Genomic DNA, 17,835 nt, shown 5'->3' with positions numbered 1-17,835 from the left:
CGGTTAAATGTGCCTGAATTCACAAGTTTGAGGGCGGAATTGGATCCGCTACGTATCTAGTCTGGCCACGCAAATGAGTGAGATGAACCTTCACCCTGCCGAACCCGAGATCGAGGCCGTTCGCGCCCAACTACAGCAGGCGCGTGGCAAACAGTTCTGGCGTTCACTCGATCAACTGGTCGATACGCCAGCCTTTCGAGAGCTGGTTGCTCGTGAATTTCCACAGGGAGCGAGTGAACTGGCTGATCCGGTTTCTCGTCGGACATTCCTCAAGCTGATGGGGGCGTCGTTGGCGCTTGCTGGCCTCTCTGGCTGTACCTTTGCCTTCAAACAGCCGCAAGAGCAGGTTGCTCCCTTTGCCCGTGCACCGCGTGATCAAATTCCCGGTATTCCAAATTACTACGCGACCGCTGTGATGCTCGACGGGTTTGCTCTTGGTGTGACGGTCAAGAGCCACGAGGGGCGTCCTACCAAAATCGAAGGCAACCCTGTGCATCCGGCCAGCCTTGGTGCAACCGATGCGTTTGCGCAGGCCGAGTTGCTAGCATTGTACGATCCCGACCGGCCTGAGACAGTGTATCGTGGTGGTCTGACCAGACCCTGGGAGACGTTCGTTGGTGCGATTACCGAGACCTTGCAGGCGCAACGTGCGTTGCAGGGACAGGGTCTGCGGCTATTGACCCCGACGATCACCTCGCCGACGCTCCGTGCTCAGATCAACGAGCTGCTGACCAATTTCCCGGCGGCACGCTGGATTCAGTACGATCCGGTTGGACGTAGCAATACCTATGCCGGAACCAGGTTGGCGTTTGGGTCGCCGTATGAGCCGCGCTATAACTTTGCCGAGGCTGATGTAGTGCTGGCGTTGGACGCCGATTTTGTCAGCGAAGGCCCCGGTCGTGTGCGCTACGCTCGCGATCTGATGCAACGGCGACGAGTGCGGGCGGAGACCTCTACGATGAGTCGGTTGTACGTCGCTGAACCGGTCTTCTCACCGACCGGTGCGATTGCCGATCACCGCTTGGCCGTACCTGCCGGTATGGTTGGCCAACTGGCAGCCGCTATCGCGACGCAGTTGGGCGTAACTGCAGTTGCGCCGGCGACCGGTCTGAACGAAGCTCAGCAGCAGTGGGTTGCTGCGGTGGTGGCCGATCTGCGCCGGGCTGGCAATCGGGCGGTGGTGGTGGTTGGTGAAGCGCAGCCACCAGTTGTGCACGCGATTGCCCACGCCATCAATCTTCAGCTCGGTGCCGTTGGGACGACGGTGGAGTACACCGAGCCGGTAGCCCAGCCGAGTGATCCGCAGGATCTGGTAACCCTGGTTAACGATCTGCGCACCGGGAGCGTCGAGTTGCTGGTGATCATTGACAGCAACCCCGTCTTCACCGCGCCGGCAGACCTGGGTTTTGCTGAGGCAATGCGCCAGGCTAAACAGGTCGTGGTACTGAATCCCTACGAAGATGAGACAGCAGTGCTGGCGACCTGGTTTATTCCGCTGACCCATCCTCTCGAGTCGTGGTCGGATGCACGTGCCTATGATGGTACAGCGAGCATCGTTCAGCCACTGATCCGTCCGTTGTACCGTTCGCGCTCGGCACACGAGCTGCTGGCAGTGTTGAATGGTACTATTGGAGTGACCGATTACGACATCGTGCGTGCTTACTGGCAGCAGCAGACTGGCCTTGAAGATGCGGCTTTTGACGATTTCTTCAAGCGTGCTCTGAGCACAGGCGTGATCGAAGGTTCGCGCTTCGCCCCTGTGCAGGTTGCGCTGGTGAGTGGTCTGCGCCTGGAAGCACCGGCACCTTCAACAGGGCTTGAGTTGATATTCCGTCCCGATCCGGCGATTTGGGATGGTCGCTTCGCCAACAATGGCTGGCTGCAAGAGTTGCCACGTCCGATGACGAAGCTGACATGGGATAATGCGGCCCTTGTCAGTCCACGGACTGCAATTCGCCTGCTCAATCTACCCTTCGACCCGGCCAGTCTGGCTGCGCCGGGGCGGGCGCGTGAGCAGGCGCTGGAACGTCTGGCCAGTGAAAATGGTCGCATGATCGATGTGACAACACCGGTTGGTACCCTGTCCCTCCCGATCTGGATTGTGCCGGGCCATGCCGATGACACGATCACAGTAACCCTTGGTTATGGCCGCGAGCGTGGTGGTCGGGTAGCCGCCGGTGCCGGGTTTAACGTCTATCGTCTGCGCGTGAGTGCTACCCCCTGGCTGATCGGCGGTGTGAGTGCAACAGCGACCAATGAACGCTACCTGCTGGTCAGCACCCAGGATCACTGGACGCTGGAAGGGCGTGATGTGGTACGTGCCGGTGAATTTGCCCGCTTTAAGGAAGACCCGAAATATATTGCCAAAGAGGTCTACACTGAAAAGTACGGTTCACCTGAGCAGAAGCCACAGTATCAGTCATTGATGCCCGGATCACTTCCTGGCTACGACTACAGCGTTGGTAACCAGTGGGGCATGGTCATCGACCTGTCGGCGTGTATCGGCTGCAATGCCTGTGTGATTGCCTGTCAGGCTGAAAACAACATCCCGATTGTCGGTAAGGATCAGGTCTCGCGTGGTCGTGAAATGCACTGGATCAGGATTGATCGCTACTACGCTGGCGAAGATCTCGACAATCCAGAAGCCTACCTGATGCCGATGACCTGTGCGCATTGTGAGCAGGCTCCCTGTGAGCTAGTCTGTCCAGTTGCAGCGACAGTGCACGATGCTGAGGGCATCAACAACATGGTCTACAACCGCTGTGTCGGTACGAAGTACTGCTCGAACAACTGCCCCTTCAAGGTGCGTCGGTTCAACTTCTTGCAGTACAGCGATCTGACCAGTGAAAAATTGAAGCTGATGCGCAATCCCGATGTGACAGTCCGTAATCGGGGTGTGATGGAGAAGTGCAGTTACTGTGTGCAGCGGATCAGTGCAGCACGCATCAGGGCGAAGGTCGAAGGTAATCGGCCAATCCGTGATGGCGAGGTTGTCACCGCCTGTCAGCAGGTCTGCCCAACCCAGGCGATTGTTTTCGGTAACATCAACGATCCGAATAGTCAGGTGGCTCAGATCAAGCAGCAGCCACACAACTATACCGTCTTCGATGAGCTGAATCTCAAGCCGCGCACGAGCTATCTGGCACGGGTACGTAATCCCAGCGAGGCACTCGATGGCGGGAGTCATGCAGGGTAGCAGCAAGCTGGCCAGTATATCTGGCCAGCACTAGAAGCGAGTATTGGCGTATGGTGTACTCTGTTCGTAAATCAATCCTGACCCGGCTGATACGGTTGGCGTGGCTGCCACTCTGCTTTCTGTTGGTGGCGTGTCACGTTGATATGTACGACCAACCCAAGTACAAGCCAAACGATGTCAGCACCTTCTTTTCTGACGGCCGGGCGATGCAGCCGCCGCCGGCCAATACTGTACCGCTCAATAGTTATAATCCCGAGTCGCCTCTGATGACCGGACGGATCGAAGGGCAATTGGCCGATCAGTTGCCACCAGAGATCAAACTAGATGCTGCCCTACTTGCGCATGGTCAATCACGCTACAATGCCTTCTGCGCTCCGTGCCACGGTCTGGTCGGTGATGGTCAAGGAGTGATTGCCTATCGTGGGCCGATAACAGTGCCGAGTCTGCATCAAGATCGACTGCGTACTGTGCAGATAGGCTATTTCTTCGACGTGATCACCAACGGTGTCGGCAGGATGTACAGCTATGCTGCACGTATTCCACCCGAAGATCGTTGGGCAATTGCAGCATATGTACGTGCGCTGCAATTAAGCCAAAATGCCGATGTTGCCCTGTTGAGTGAGGCTGAGCTAGAGCAAGTACGAGCCGGCCGCTAGGCTAGAGAGCGAGAGACGTGACGTATGTCTGCTCAAATCTTTCCGCGTAATGCAAATGCGATATTTTTGGCCAGTCTCTTCGGCCTGGTGCTGTTGGTGATCGGAATCATCGCGGCGATGGTCGGCTTCTACCTCTCTCCATGGTATACTGATGTAGGAGTTGCCAAAGCCCAGCCGGTTCCCTTCAGCCACAAACACCACGTTAGCGAACTAAAGATCGATTGTCGCTATTGTCACGCAACCGTCGAAAAGGCAGCCACGGCTGGTTTCCCAGCAACCGAAACCTGTATGTCGTGCCATTCGCAGGTCTGGACAACCAGCCCCTTGCTGCAGGTGGTGCGCGATAGTTATCAGACTGGCAAGCCAGTGGTCTGGAACCGAATCTACGACCTACCCGATTTTGTCTACTTCAACCACTCGGTACACGTTGCCAAGGGTATTGGTTGTAGTTCGTGCCACGGACGAATCGATCAGCAACAGTTGGCAGCTAAAGCCCAACCACTTTACATGGGTTGGTGTCTTGGGTGTCACCGGGCGCCGGAAGACTACATTCGCCCCCGCGAAGAGGTCTTCAATATGGAGTGGGATGTGAATGCGCTGTCACTGGCCGAACGGCGACAACTGGTGATCGAGTATCAGATTCCCACCGATGGCCGTCTCACCAACTGTTTCGTGTGCCATCGCTAGAGGAGATAGTCCTATGAGTCACGCTCATGCCCAAAGTGAAGGTCCTTCCGCCGAGAGTCTGGCGCTCAATCATGAAGTGAGTGATGCTCGCGCTCAGCTCGTTGTTTGGGGCGTGGTCATGGTTGGTGTTGTACTGCTGCTGGCCTTTGGCCTGATGGCGGGGGTTCTGGCTATTACTGCCGGTTCGGTGACCGATGCCAGCAATACTCTCTCGAATAGCGAGGTATCGCAGATGCAGTTACCACCAGCGCCACAACTCGAACAAAATCCGCGCGTTGATGGTAATCGGATTATCACCGAGGCTACCGAGCGCCTGGAGAGTTATGGCTGGGTAAATGAACGAGCCGGTCGTGCGCATATTCCTATCGAGCGAGCGATGGAATTAATCCTTGAACACGGCCTGGATGCCGTCAAGTAGCCGGTGTCAACCACTAGATCGTGAGATGTTGTCATGAAGTGCCGGACGTTCATCACGCTGATTGGTTGGTTTGCCATCTTGTTGCTGGCACCCGCAGTGGTGTCAGCGCAGGGTGGCCGCCCAAATCCGGCTGATAATGTCGCTTTCGAGCAGCGCATGGGCGAACAGGTGCCGCTCGATGCCGTCTTTATCGATGAGCAAGGGGAGCAGGTTCGCCTGAAGCAGTTCTTCACCTCCGGTCAGCCGGTCGTGCTGGTGATGAGTTACTACGAGTGCCCCATGCTCTGTTCATTTGTGCGCGAAGGGGTACTGGCGGCACTGCAACAGGTGACACTTACCGCCGGACGTGATTTTCAGGTGATCAACATCAGTATTGATCCACTTGAGACGCCAATGATGGCGGCCAATGTGAAAACTTTGACTTTGCAACGCTATGCCCGGCCCGATGCCGAACAGGGATGGCATTTTCTCACCGGTAGTGAAGAGCAGATCCGGCGTGTTGCTGATGCCATTGGTTTCAGGTATGTCTATGACGAAACCATTGATCAATACGCGCACGCAGCCGGATTCGTTGTGCTGACTCCAGAAGGTAAAACAGCTCGTTACTTCTTTGGGATTGAGTTCAATGCCTCTGATGTGCGACTTGGGATTGTCGAAGCATCGTCTGGTAAGGTCGGTAGTGCGATTGATCAGATTTTGCTGCTGTGCTACCAGTACAATCCGGTTACCGGTAGTTACACTCCGGCAATTATGACGATCCTTCGGATTGCCGGCGTCCTGACGGTGATCGGGATTATTACGCTGATTGTGACATTGAGTCGTTCAACACCCGGCGGTAATTTGCCGCCACCACGTGAATCGGTGCCGGCTTAGTGGTAGTTGCGACTGGGGCGGCAATGCCCCCGGACAGGACGAAGGTATGCGCGATTTTCCATTATTTCCCGATCAGGCATCAACCTTTGCGACCCAGGTTGATCAGCTCTACTTTTTTCTGGTGGCCCTGAGCCTTATTTTTGCCGGGGTGTTACCGTTTGTCATTCTCTATCTGATCGTTCGTTATCACCGTAGTCAGAAGGTTGATCGAAGTAATCCGGTTGACTCCAACCTTAAACTGGAGCTGACATGGACAATCATCCCATTGGGGCTGGTCATGTTGGTCTTCTTCTGGGGTGCGTTTTTGTACGTACAGATGCGAACGCCGCCGGCAAGCACTCTGGATGTCTATGTGATCGGCAAGCAATGGATGTGGCACGTACAGCATCCCAACGGTAAGCGCGAGAATAATGAGCTGCACGTTCCGATCGGCCAGCCTGTGAAGCTGATAATGACATCGCAAGATGTGATTCACAGCTTCTACATTCCAGCGTTCCGCGTGAAGCAAGATGTGTTGCCAGGCCGCTACACAATCATGTGGTTTGAGGCGACCAAACCCGGCGAGTATCATCTGTTCTGTGCCGAGTACTGCGGTACCGAACATTCGCTGATGATCGGTCGGGTTGTCGCAATGCCGTTAGCCGATTACGAACGCTGGCTGGCGACCCCTGGGCCGGTGGTGTTACCTGATGGTTCGATTGATACTGGCCAGCCGACGATAACGGCAAATCTTGGCGATCCAATGGCTGCGGCAGGTAGCCAACTCTTCACCAGTCTGGGTTGTGCCGGCTGCCACGCGATGGCCGGTGGAGGTGTTGGACCGAGCCTTCAGGGTTTGTATGGAGCAACAGAGCAACTGAACGACGGTTCAACAGTCACGGCTGATGAGAACTATCTGCGTGAGTCGATCCTCAATCCGAATGCAAAGACTGTGGCCGGCTATCCTGCGGTTATGCCGTCGTATCAGGGTCAGATCAGCGAGGATCAGCTTAACCAACTGATTGCGTATATTAAGTCACTCGCCGACACGGGGAATTAGCCTATGAGTACGCTTTCTCTTCCACAGACGAGCTATATCCATGATCGTTCGCGAACGTTTATTGATTGGCTGAAGTCATGGTTACTGACGGTTGATCACAAGCGGATCGCAATCCTGTATCTGTTGTCGATTAACTTCTTCTTCCTGCTCGGTGGCCTGGCTGCTACTGTGGTACGGATTGAGTTGATCACCCCGCAGGGCGATCTGATGTCGTCGGATGTCTACAACCGGGCTTTCACGCTGCACGGCGTGATCATGGTCTTCTTCTTCCTGATTCCGGCGATCCCGGCGGTGCTGGGTAATTTCCTGGTGCCGTTGATGATCGGTGCCCGTGACCTGGCATTCCCACGGTTGAATCTGTTGAGCTGGTATCTCTACATGATCGGTGGTATCTTCGCCCTGATCGCAGCCGTTTTCGGTGGCGTTGACACCGGTTGGACATTCTACACGCCTTTCAGCTCAACCTATTCCAACTCGAACGTGGCGATGACGATTACCGGTGCGTTTATTATGGGGTTTTCCTCCATTCTGACCGGTCTCAATTTCATCGTCACCATCCATAAGATGCGGGCACCTGGTTTGACCTGGTTCCGGCTACCACTTTTCATCTGGGCGAACTACGCAACCAGTATCATTCAGGTTCTGGCAACACCAGTGTTGGGTATCGCGCTGTTGCTGGTGATCGTCGAGCGAGTTTGGCGTGTCGGTATCTATGATCCGGCGCTAGGTGGTGATCCGCTCCTCTTCCAGCACCTCTTCTGGTTCTACTCACATCCGGCAGTCTATATCATGATTTTGCCGGCAATGGGGGTGATTAGCGAGTTGATCAGCACCTTCTCGCGCAAGCGCATCTTCGGCTACGAGTTCATTGCCTTTTCGAGTATTGCCATCGCCATCCTGGGCTTTTTAGTCTGGGGACACCACATGTTCGTGAGCAGCCAGTCGGTGTACGCGGGTCTGATCTTCTCGTTTATCACTATGCTGGTTGCAATCCCATCGGCGATTAAAGTCTTCAACTGGACGACAACGCTCTACAAAGGTTCGATCAGCTATCGCACGCCGATGCTGTATGGGCTCGGTTTTATCGGTCTGTTTGTGATTGGTGGTCTGACCGGTATCTTCCTCGGTGTGGTAGCGGTTGACCTGCACGTGACCGATACCTACTTCGTGGTCGCTCACTTTCACTATGTGATGGTGGGTGGTACGATTATGGCCTATCTGGGTGGCATTCACTTCTGGTGGCCGAAGATGACCGGTCGTATGTACAACGAAACCTGGGGCATCATTGCGGCGATGATCATTTTCGTTGGCTTTAATATGACCTTCTTCCCCCAGTTTATTCTCGGCTACCTGGGTATGCCACGACGCTATCACGTCTATCCGCCGGAGTTCCAGATTTTGCACGTGATGAGCACGGCTGGTGCCAGTATTCTGGCGATTGGCTTTATCGTGCCGCTTATCTATCTTGGTATCTCGCTGTGGAAGGGGCAGATTGCCGGTGACAACCCGTGGGGTGCGACCGGTCTGGAATGGAAGACATCGTCGCCGCCACCCACCTATAACTTTGACAAGACGCCGATTGTGACCGAAGAGGCGTATGCGTATCCGCCGGAAGCTGCCGAGCGTGATGCAGCGTCCTGGCGACCGGGTTCACCTCTATAAGGTTGAGGGTGCTGGTAGCCCGAATACCAGATACGGGATTGTCGGTAGTGGCGTTGATAGGTAAAAGTAGAGGAGAGAGCGTTGGCAACGATCACTCACACTCACGAAGAGGCACACGCCCATACGCACGGCCCTGAACTGCAACATCAGTTCGAGACGCCGGAACAGCAGAAAGAGGCTGCAACACTAGGCATGTGGGCCTTCCTGGTCACCGAGATTATGCTCTTCGGTGGTATCTTCATGGCCTACATTGCCTACCGATGGGCTTTTCCCGAAGCCTGGAAAGAGTCGGCGGCGCTGCTGAATACACCGCTGGCCACCGTAAATACCGTTGTGCTGCTGGTCAGCTCGTTAACTGTAGCGCTGGCAGTCAATGCTGCCGAAGAGGGTAACAAGCGTCGGTTATTGACCATGCTGGTCTTGACGATGCTGCTTGGAGTGACCTTCCTGGTCATTAAGGGCTATGAGTATAGCGAGAAGTTTGCCCACTGTGCCGGTGCGAAAGACCCGATCAGTTGGATTACCGGCACTGATTTGCGCGAGAGCCATGAATGTCTGGTGCCAGGACGTGGCTTCTCGTTTCCTGCCGAACATGGCGCGGCAAATACTGGCCATGGAACGACCACCGGTCTGTTGCAATCCGGTCATCAACTGTTCTTCTTTCTCTATTTCTGTGCAACCGGTCTGCATGCTATCCACATGCTCATCGGTCTGAGCGTAATGGGGACGATCACGACAATGGCACTCCGGGATCGGTTCTCGCCGACCTACTTTACGCCGGTTGAGATTGGTGGTCTCTACTGGCACCTGATTGACATTATCTGGGTATTTCTCTTCCCACTCTTCTATCTGGTTTAGGAGGGCGCGATGGCCGAGCGACATGAACATCAACATGCTCACCACCACGGCGCCGGGCATGCCCATATCTCGCGGGGGACCTATTATCGGGTTTTCGGAGCGCTGATGGTGCTTATGGTGCTGACCGTCGCTGCCTGGTGGGTGGAGAAGAACCTGATCCATATTCCGGGCTGGCTGGCGGTGACAATTGCAATGAGCATTGCAATTGCCAAGACGGTATTGATTGTACTGTACTTTATGCATGTGAAGGTCAGCAGCCGAATCTCTCAGGTCTACGCTGCCGGTGCATTTGTCTGGCTGATTATTCTGTTTGTGATTACTATGGGCGATTACGTTGCCCGTGGCTGGCCACCGCAAGCTGGGCCGTTACCGTAACGCTTCCCGGATGTGGTGGGTGAGGGCCGGTCAGACAATGACCGGTCCTTTTGTTATTGGTGCCTGTCAATGTGGGGGGGTATTAAATCTGATAACCCAAGTTGCAACCTTTGTCACCACAGAGACACAGAGGGCACAGAGGATGTGGATAACTCGGGTTGTTTCCGTGAGACGTGACGTAGCATGTTCTAGGAACTGATTGCTCCCTACATCGTTATGCGGTACGCCATACGGTATTGAGGGAAACGTCGTGCAGTTCGTCCTGAAAGTCAGCCTCCATGGTCTGCTCACAGCATATGTGGCAACTTGAGTTCAATCTGATACGGGAACAGGCAACGTCCATCGACGTAGGGGCGGGTTCTGAACCCGCCCCTATCACCACACAAGCGGCAAGGGTTTATCGAAGATACAATCCACTACGTGGTACGCGATCCAGGGCATACCTTTTCGCCCCCATGCGACACGTAAATCCTTGCCGGTGAAAGCTAACCAATATAGCGCGTGATTGCGCCATGGATGTGCAGAAGGGCTCCGGGCATCGCTAGCGAAAGATAGCTTGCAGGTCGGCAAGTGTGGTGTGGGCCATGCTGGGTAATGTCAGATCAGCAGGCGGTAGCGGAACCTGCCCAGAGATCGCGCCGGGGATGGCAACGACCGGGCAGCCGGCTGCACGGGCAGCCAGGATGCCGTTAGGGGAGTCTTCGAGTACCAGACAGGTTGCCGGTGGTAGACCCAGGCGGCGGGCTGCTTCCAGGAAGAGATCGGGTGCCGGTTTCGTTGCTGCTACATCATCAGCCGTGACGACTGTTGCGAAGAAGTGGCGTGTGCCGAGACGTTCAAGCCAGCCTTCAACCCAGCGCTGGCTACTGCTACTGGTAACTGCACAGGGTAAGCCCTTTGTGTGTGCTTCGGCTAGCAACTCAGCAACACCGGGCAGAAGCGTTTGTGGGGCGCTTAGTTCATCCTTACGGGCCTGGCGGCGAGCGATGATTGTATCTCGTGCAGCGATAACTTGTTCGGCCAACTGGGGATCGCGTTGCTGAAGTAAGGCGACGAGATGGGTATGAGCATCAAACCCGGCATTTGCGCCGAGGGTGATCGCCCAATCGTGGACGCTTAGGGTAACGCCGTATTCGGCATAGATCTCTTGCCAGCTTTGCAAGGCGGGTGTCTCAGTATCGACCATCAGACCATCGAAGTCGAAGATGAGGGCATGGATCGGCATTCAGCTCTCCTTCGTATGTAGCGATCTGTTGCTACCAACGATAGATTCCACACTCATTGTACTTGAGTTGATGTGAATGTTGTTTCACGCAAGCTTGTGTGGGCGCTTGTTGTATCAACTCTTGACCGAGACTGTCCATCGTACAGGTTTTTAGAACCGTACTGGAGCATTGTCAGACGTGCCACTGGTGAGCCACTGGTAGTATCTTTGCGGTGCACAAACTGGTGCACGTGTCGTTCGTCCGCGTGATGGGTGATGAGCGGGTGACGGTAGTGCTGCGTCGTGCAGTGCGCTGGGAGATGCCCCTACCTTGACCCGCTTCCGCCGAGCTACGCATTACCCACATGTCACGCTGCGTGAGGCCGGGCTGCAAGTGCTCCCCGTGGCGCGGGCTTCCAGCCCGCGTGGAGGCATCATCGCCACCGCCGGCAGGTGCTGACCATGACCGCTGGTGTGCAGACACGAACTTATTGCAACATAACCGTCTACACGCAGGGATCGCATGCATGCCTGACCGACGTGATGATCGGCACGAGCACATTCAGCACCCCCGTGATCAGGATGGGGAACGGTATGCCACGCGCCGGATCGTGAGCACGGCTGGAGCGGCAGTATGGCTGCCGCACTCCACACCGTGCGACACGCACATAACGAGCGGGTACGGCAATCCATCCAGCAAGACAGCACCCATAGCGATCATACCCGCTGATACGCACGTGGTTGACACCAGGTATGGGTAATGCATAGCCGCTGGGGGCGAGAACTGCCGGTGCCGGATGGTGCTCGCTAGCGCAGACTGGTGCCGGTGGGGAGTGAGACAGAGGCGTGCGCTCGCAGGGTATTGCCCCCACCCTGCCCCGCCTCCAGCGGGGGCGGGAACCTCGGTGACAGAGGGTGCCCGCTGTCGCGAGCGGGTTCAGGGGAGGGATACTCCGCTGGCGGCAGGCTCGGTAAATTGTCCAGTGGGGAGCGAGGCGGAGGCGTGTGCTCGCAGCAGGGGCGCTTACAATCGTTGGGTGAGGGTGATGGTAGGTGGCGTGCCATACTGGACACCTGCTCTCTAATTCTCGCCATCGTTTGCGGGCAGGCAGATCAGCACGGAATGGTTAAACCAGACAGGCGTTCCGGCATGGATGCCGTCTTCATGGTTGGCCAGGAAACCGCTACGATTTGCACCTGATCGTGAGCACGGCTGGCGCGGCAGCATGGCTACCGCACGCCACACGACGCGGAAAGGGCAATCGGTCTGGTAACGGTATCTGCTCTGAAACACGATCCTGCTGCGTGCAGAGCGATAACGCTGTTCGGCGCATCTGTGCTCAGGTGTGGTGGCGTGGTGATCGGCGGAGTACGCGTCATGAATTCTCTAACACCAGATTTGATATATGCGTTGATTGCAGGTTCTGGCCTTCGCTGCACCACGATGGCGCGATATATTGAGCCGATGGACTGATGGCAGCAGCAGGTGCGCAGCGTACAATACAGGCCGGGATCGTTTTATCACCGGGGTAGCCCGTGAGGTGGTGGTTACCACAGAGCACAGTTTCACCACCTGGAATCCTGCTACGGTGCGTTCAAGGAGAGGTTATGGCGATCAATGTTGATCAGGATGTCCGATTACGACCATTTGATGGGTCGGCGGCAGATTATGCTCTGTTGGTTGCAATTGGCAATGCTGTATTTCCCGATAATCTTGAAATGGTTGAACAGGTTCAACACTGGGATGCCAGGCGACCAGCTCACTGTATTCAGGAGCGATGGTTTGCTGAGGTGCACGGGGAGGTGGTAGGGGTCGCCGAGTATTTTCAGCCACAATGGATGTATCACCCACGCAAGTTCTTTGTCAGTATTGCCGTTCTTCCGACGTGGCAGGGCCAGGGTATTGGTCGTTATTGCTACGACGTATTGATGGGTGATTTGCAGAGTCGCCATCATCCGTTACAGGTGCGGGCGAATTGCCGTGAGGATCAGGAACGCGGGATGCAGTTTCTTGCCCGACGTGGTTTTCGGGAAGAGATGCGGACCTGGGAGTCGCGACTTGATCTGCACACCTTCGATCCGGCGCCGTTTCGCGCTGCCATTGATCGTGTCGTGGCCCAGGGTTTCACGATCTGCAATTTGCGTGAATTGCTGACACGATTACCGGATGCTCGCCAGCGCCTGTACCGTGCCACGATGGAGATGCGGGCAGATGTGCCGCAGCCGGAACCGTTTACGCCGCCCGATTTTGCTTCGTGGGAACAGTCTCTGTTCAACGACCCAACGCTCTACCCGGAAGGATATTTTCTGGCGCTGGACGGGGAAGAGATTGCTGCGCTCAGTCAACTCTGGAAATCGGCTGAGCCGGATGTGTTGATGACTGGTCTGACGGCGACACGACGAGCGTATCGTAAGCGTGGTCTGGCAATGGCGCTTAAGGTACACGCGCTGACCCGTGCGCAGGCTGCAGGCTATCGCGAAGTGCGTACCTATAATGCAACGACCAATCGGTCGATGTTGCAGATTAATGATGTGCTGGGGTTTGTTAAACAACCGGCCTGGGTTGAATTTGTGAAGGACCTGGATAGTGTATGATCCATATACGACCTTTCCAACACCAGGATGCAGATTATCGCGTGATGGCCAATGTCTATAATGCGCTGGCTCCAGATGCACCGCTATCGGCGATAGAATGGCGTATTCGTGATGAAATTCACAATCCGAATTTGCCACTCTGCCGATGGATTGGCGAGCTGGATGGTAGGGCCGGTGGGTATGCCGAATATTATCAGCCGATATGGTGTGCCAATCCCACCCATCTGGAGATGCAGATCGTTGTGCATCCGGCCTTTCAGGGGCGAGGTTTGGGCCGGGCACTCTGGCAGCATCTTCAGATGGCCTGGCAGCCGCTACAACCGCACCATATCTGGCTCAAGGTGCGTGAGGACTGGCAGGCCGGGTTGATGTTTGCTGGTCGGCGGCAGTTCCACGAGAGTCGGCGGGTTTGGGTTTCCCGGCTCGATCTGGCAACCTTTGATCCGACACCTTTCAGCGGTTCGATTGAGCGGGTGACGGCGCAGCAGATTGAGCTGATCAGCTTTGCGGCGCTGGCAACAGCCGATAAGGGGTTCTGGCAGCAGTTGTACGAATTTGAACGACAAACAACCTGTGATGTACCGTCGCCATTTCCGGTCACGATGCCGACCTACGATCAGTGGATCAAGCTCTATCAGCCTGACCACGGTGCGCTGTGGGAGGGCAGCTTTGCTGCGGTGCACGAGGGGCAGATCGTGGGGATCAGTACGTTAGAAACCATTGATGATAGTACTGATGTTGAGGTTGGGTTTACGGCGGTGCGGCGTGATTATCGTGGACGGGGTATTGCACTGGCGCTGAAGCTCTGTACAATTGCGTATGCCGGGGCGAAGGGGTTGAGTGGGATTCGTACCGATAACGATAGTACGAATCTGGCGATGTGGCATATCAATGAACGGTTAGGTTTTCGGCGTGGGCCGGTGTGGATTGTTCTCCACCGCTGTGCGCAGAATGAGGAGGTGACGTGAACGGGTTGCCGTTAGTTGAATTGAGTGGTGATGCCTATGCTCAGGGTTGGCAGCATGGCCGTGCGTTGCGCGAGGCGATTGCTGCCAACCTTCGCATCTATATGACGCGATTCGAGCGTGAGTTGCGGATACCACAGGACGAGGTCTGGCAGCGGGCGCTGCGTTATGCGGCTGTGATCGCTGAACAAAATCAGGATTATGCAGCCGGTATGCGCGGCATTGCCGAGGGGGCAGGCGTTGATCTGGCAGCGATTGCGGCGTTGAATGTGCGTTATGAGCTGTTTTATCAGTTCTTTCGCGAGTATGAGCGGGGTACCGGTAAGCCTGATGGTTGTACCGCTTTTGCGTTGTTGCCGTCAGAAACAGATAACGGTCATTTGCTGGTGGGCGAAAACTGGGATTGGATTCAGGGGGTGCGGGGGGCGATTCTGCGCACGATTGCACCAGATGGGCATCGCACGCTGGCTTTCACCGAGGCCGGTATTTTTGGGGGGAAGATTGGCTTGAATGCTGACGGTCTGGCCCTGTTAATCAATGGCTTGAGTAGTACGGGTGATGATTGGGCCAGTCTGCGCCGACCATTTCATGTGCGTTGTTATGAGATATTGCAGGCACGCACACTGACCGAAGCGCAGGCGGTGATCACGAGCGAAGAACGGGCCGGTTCAGCCAATTTTCTGCTGGCACAGGTACCTGATCGGGTAGTCAATATTGAAGCAGCACCGGCGGCGCTGGCGATCAGTGGCTGCACCAACGGTTGTCTGGTTCACGCCAACCATTTTACCGATCCGGCAGCGCTCGGTATTGTGGAGCGGCAGATTGAGCGTTATCCTCATTCATATTGGCGGCAAGAGCGATTACGCACGCTGCTGGCTACTCGTCCACAATCGCTGGCACAGGTGCAGGCGGCCTTGCGTGATCACGATCATTTCCCCTATTCGGTCTGTTTTCATATTGATCCTACCGATCCACCTGATGAGTATTATGAAACGGTCGCCTCGGTGATTATGGACGTGACTGCCGGTGTGTTGTATGCAACTGACGGGCCACCGTGTGAGCATGCCGATGTGCGATATGCATTGGAGGTGGCGAGGTGAAGAGGACTGTGCTCTTCGTCTGCACCGGAAACTACTATCGTAGTCGCTATGCTGAGCTGCTCTTCAATGCCATGCAGGTTGAAGGCTGGCAGGCTAGGTCACGCGGCCTGGCACTCTCGCCACGCAATCGCGGGCCGATCTGGCCTCCGGTGCTTGAGCGGCTACAACAGTGCGGATTTACGACGTCGGATGAACTGCCTTTGCCACGAACGCTGAGCGAGGCCGATCTGACGCAGGCAACGCTGGTGATTGCACTGAACGAAGCTGAACATCGGCCTTTGATGCAGCAGCGTTTTCCGGCATGGGCTGATCGAATTGCCTACTGGCAGGTACCTGATACCGACGTGTTGGAGCCTGAGCCGGCTTTTCAACGGATTGAGGCAGGGATCGCAGCATTGCAGAAGGAGCTGAGCGGGAGTTGAATAATGGAGATAGGGGTTATTTCTGATACTCACGGTTTTCTGGCACCATCAGCTTTGCAGGTGTTGTCTGGGGTTCAGTTGATTGTACACGCTGGCGATATTGGGAATGAAGCGGTGCTGACGCAGCTTGAGGCAGTAGCGCCGGTGATTGCTATTCACGGGAATACTGATAGTGGGACGGAACTGGCCCGGACGTATCCAGCGAGTCGCTGGATTGAGCGTGAGGGTGTGTTGATCTATCTGACCCATATCGGTGGCAAGCCGAACCATCTTGTGCAATCGTTACCGAAGACTGCTGATGCGCGATCTCCACAGGTCTACATTTTTGGTCATAGCCATCGGCCATTGTGCGAAGTACACAATTCCGTTCTGTTTCTGAATCCGGGGACGGCTGGTGCGCCACGGGGTGCGGGTCTGTCAGTTGCCCGGCTGACGGTGCATGATGGTACGGCGCAGGCGGTGATCATTCAGTTGACGGATAGCCCGCAGGCAGTACGTTGACGAGCAGACACTGCGCGGATCGCTGAACAGTCAGAGGTCAGGATAGTAATGGGTGCGATACGTGGCGGGTGTTGAGTAGCGTGGAAGTGGGCGCAGGGCTGTTGCATGTCACCCAGCAGACAGGTGGATCACTGCGTGGGGGAAAGTAGTCAATTCGGGTGCGACAGGAATAGACGAAAAAGCTTCTAAACCACGAGAAGAGAGGTTGTATGCGAGGTGAGAATAGACAATCTCTGCTCGGAAAACGGTTGGTAACCGGTTTGCGTCAACCCAATGGCTGGCGAATCGGTAGCCTTTTGGTCGGGATGATAGTGGCAATCGGTTTGTTGCCGCTGGTTGCGGCAACCCTTGACCTGGAACGACGCCTCTTTTTTGCCGTCCACGGAATCTGCGCCCAGAGTCACAACCTTCAAGTGGGTGGTGTGCAGTTTCCGCTCTGTGCCCGTGACAGTGGGATCTATCTCGGCCTCATGGTAACCCTGGGTGTGATTGCCTGGCGTGGGCACTGGCGGGCCGGACGGCTACCGCCACTGCCGGTTAGTCTGACACTGCTGGGGTTGATTGTGATCATGGCTGTCGATGGCCTGAATTCAACTGTGGCCGAACTGGGATGGGGTGCTGCCTATCCGCCGCGCAATGATCTGCGTTTGATTACCGGGTTGGGGTTTGGGGTAGCGATGGCGGTCGGTTTGTTGCTGGTGGCGAATCAAACACTGCTTGCTCCCGACCTCATCGATACCACACAGGCACCGATTGGCAGTTGGGCTGATATGGGGTGGGTGGTTGGCGCACTGGCGCTGGTCGTGCTGGCGATAGCTTCCGACCAGGCTCTGCTGGCCTGGCCGCTAGTTCTAATCAGCGTGGTTGGGGTAACGGGGGTCATGACGTTTGCGATTGGGTTACCGGTGAGTGCCTTCGCCGGCTTGAATGGCCGGGTTCGTCGTCCAGGGCAATTGTTGCTACCAGGAATTGCCGGTTTCCTGGTCACGCTACTACTACTGGCACTGCTGGCACGCTGGAAGGTAGAGCTGGAAGTCCAGGGTGTCTTACCGCCGCCACTCATTCCGTAGCGGAGTTGGATCGTTGGCGAGCGTTGATGTGGTGGTACGAGGTAGGGATACAGCGTGTCGTACTACTGCGCTTGCGCATCGTTCGGGCATCATACCGGTACTGAATTGCTATCGGGTGTACTACTGGCGAGTTGCTGGTGGGGTGTCACTAGTGTAGAACTTAGTTTAAAAAACACCTGCTAGCCGTTATCTCAATTTATTCCTGACCGAGCGT

General features: G+C 55.8%; 16 protein-coding genes. 15 read left to right on the top strand and 1 reads right to left on the bottom strand.

The annotated features are described in order from the left end of the window. Positions 1–73 precede the first annotated feature (73 nt). The 9 genes from VAE57_RS00225 (at position 74) to VAE57_RS00185 (ending at position 9,764) form a co-directional block, all read left to right on the top strand. Positions 74–3,196 (top strand): TAT-variant-translocated molybdopterin oxidoreductase, encoded by a 3,123-nt coding sequence (locus tag VAE57_RS00225; RefSeq protein WP_322819908.1) that lies wholly within the window; start codon positions 74–76, stop codon positions 3,194–3,196. 50 nt (positions 3,197–3,246) lie between these two features. Continuing rightward, the gene (locus VAE57_RS00220) at positions 3,247–3,852 is read left to right on the top strand and encodes a cytochrome c (protein WP_322819907.1); all 606 of its coding nucleotides are present in this window, start codon (positions 3,247–3,249) and stop codon (positions 3,850–3,852) included. 24 nt (positions 3,853–3,876) lie between these two features. Further along, positions 3,877–4,539, top strand: a complete 663-nt coding sequence (locus tag VAE57_RS00215; protein ID WP_322819906.1) for a cytochrome c3 family protein — start codon at positions 3,877–3,879, stop codon at positions 4,537–4,539. Positions 4,540–4,552: 13 nt separating this feature from the next. Then, complete coding sequence (locus VAE57_RS00210; protein WP_322819905.1) at positions 4,553–4,957, top strand: hypothetical protein; 405 nt, start codon at positions 4,553–4,555, stop codon at positions 4,955–4,957. Positions 4,958–4,990: 33 nt separating this feature from the next. After that, positions 4,991–5,830: an SCO family protein gene (locus tag VAE57_RS00205; protein ID WP_322819904.1), complete on the top strand. Its 840-nt coding sequence runs from the start codon at positions 4,991–4,993 to the stop codon at positions 5,828–5,830. A gap of 46 nt (positions 5,831–5,876) precedes the next feature. Continuing rightward, positions 5,877–6,869, top strand: a complete 993-nt coding sequence (gene coxB, locus VAE57_RS00200) for a cytochrome c oxidase subunit II (protein ID WP_322819903.1) — start codon at positions 5,877–5,879, stop codon at positions 6,867–6,869. 3 nt (positions 6,870–6,872) lie between these two features. Continuing rightward, entirely contained in the window at positions 6,873–8,531 is a 1,659-nt protein-coding gene (gene ctaD / locus VAE57_RS00195; RefSeq protein WP_322819902.1) for a cytochrome c oxidase subunit I, read from the top strand. Positions 8,532–8,612: 81 nt separating this feature from the next. Beyond that, positions 8,613–9,389, top strand: coding sequence for a cytochrome c oxidase subunit 3 (locus tag VAE57_RS00190; RefSeq protein ID WP_322819901.1), 777 nt, complete (start codon positions 8,613–8,615; stop codon positions 9,387–9,389). 9 nt (positions 9,390–9,398) lie between these two features. Then, entirely contained in the window at positions 9,399–9,764 is a 366-nt protein-coding gene (locus VAE57_RS00185) for a cytochrome C oxidase subunit IV family protein (RefSeq protein WP_322819900.1), read from the top strand. A 541-nt stretch (positions 9,765–10,305) separates the two neighbouring features. On the opposite strand, the gene VAE57_RS00180 is transcribed toward VAE57_RS00185, so the two are convergent. Beyond that, positions 10,306–10,989, bottom strand: a complete 684-nt coding sequence (locus VAE57_RS00180; RefSeq protein ID WP_322819899.1) for an HAD family hydrolase — start codon at positions 10,987–10,989, stop codon at positions 10,306–10,308. A gap of 1,587 nt (positions 10,990–12,576) precedes the next feature. On the opposite strand from VAE57_RS00180, the gene VAE57_RS00175 reads away from it, so the two are divergent. The 6 genes from VAE57_RS00175 to VAE57_RS00150 all read left to right on the top strand — a co-directional run bounded on the left by VAE57_RS00175 (position 12,577) and on the right by VAE57_RS00150 (position 17,621). Then, entirely contained in the window at positions 12,577–13,563 is a 987-nt protein-coding gene (locus VAE57_RS00175; RefSeq protein ID WP_322819898.1) for a GNAT family N-acetyltransferase, read from the top strand. Then, positions 13,560–14,531: a GNAT family N-acetyltransferase gene (locus tag VAE57_RS00170; protein ID WP_322819897.1), complete on the top strand. Its 972-nt coding sequence runs from the start codon at positions 13,560–13,562 to the stop codon at positions 14,529–14,531. The genes VAE57_RS00175 and VAE57_RS00170 overlap by 4 nt, the downstream gene beginning before the upstream one ends. Beyond that, on the top strand, positions 14,528–15,628 hold the full coding sequence (locus VAE57_RS00165; RefSeq protein WP_322819896.1) for a C45 family peptidase: 1,101 nt from the start codon (positions 14,528–14,530) through the stop codon (positions 15,626–15,628). Before VAE57_RS00170 ends, VAE57_RS00165 begins: the two co-directional genes overlap by 4 nt. Next, positions 15,625–16,050 (top strand): low molecular weight phosphatase family protein, encoded by a 426-nt coding sequence (locus VAE57_RS00160; RefSeq protein WP_322819895.1) that lies wholly within the window; start codon positions 15,625–15,627, stop codon positions 16,048–16,050. Before VAE57_RS00165 ends, VAE57_RS00160 begins: the two co-directional genes overlap by 4 nt. 3 nt (positions 16,051–16,053) lie before the next feature. Then, positions 16,054–16,551 carry a metallophosphoesterase family protein gene (locus tag VAE57_RS00155; protein WP_322819894.1) on the top strand — a complete coding sequence of 166 codons (498 nt, stop codon included), beginning with the start codon at positions 16,054–16,056 and terminating at the stop codon, positions 16,549–16,551. A gap of 209 nt (positions 16,552–16,760) precedes the next feature. Next, positions 16,761–17,621 (top strand): DUF2085 domain-containing protein, encoded by an 861-nt coding sequence (locus VAE57_RS00150; protein ID WP_322819893.1) that lies wholly within the window; start codon positions 16,761–16,763, stop codon positions 17,619–17,621. Positions 17,622–17,835: the final 214 nt, after the last annotated feature.

The organism is Chloroflexus sp. (genome assembly GCF_034434295.1).
Classification (GTDB): Bacteria; Chloroflexota; Chloroflexia; order Chloroflexales; family Chloroflexaceae; genus Chloroflexus.
This window is presented reverse-complemented; position numbering and strand designations above follow the sequence as displayed.